Genomic DNA, 462 nt, shown 5'->3' on the forward strand with positions numbered 1-462 from the left:
GCAGCCGATGGCGTGGTGATAAAAACGGCGGGGCAGGCAAAGATTGGTCAAGAATTGGAAACGAAATTGGCGGACGGAAAGATAATTAGTGAGATAAAAGAGGTGCAGAAGTGATAGGGGACTGGGCAGAGCTCAAACATGCAACGACACTATTCGAAGCAGAAATTATAATTGCTCTGCTCAGAGAAGAGGGTATATTAGCTAAAAAAGTTGCCCTAAATGATGGCGGGATACGTACGGGAGTTGCGCTGTTCGGCGTGAAAATCCTTGTGCTAGAGGAAGATTTGGAAAAGGCGAAAGAAATCGTCGATGGAATTCCGGAGCAAGAAGAAGGCTCGGCGATAGAAGATGGCAAGTTTTCTTTAAGGCGGGGCGTTACGTGGGTATTGCTATGTTTGGTAGTATTGCCTGCTGTGGTTGCGATTATAATGATGGTATTATATATGTTAGGGAGGATATAAT

At 45.0% G+C, this 462-nt stretch carries 1 protein-coding gene; it reads left to right on the forward strand.

Annotation, left to right across the window (positions count from 1 at the left end):
• The first annotated feature begins 110 nt into the window (after positions 1–110).
• A complete protein-coding gene (locus ACYVTD_RS16630) occupies positions 111–461 on the forward strand; it encodes a putative signal transducing protein (protein ID WP_461248766.1) in 351 nt (116 codons plus the stop codon).
• The last annotated feature ends 1 nt before the right edge of the window (position 462 follow it).

The organism is Treponema sp. R6D11 (genome assembly GCF_054786075.1).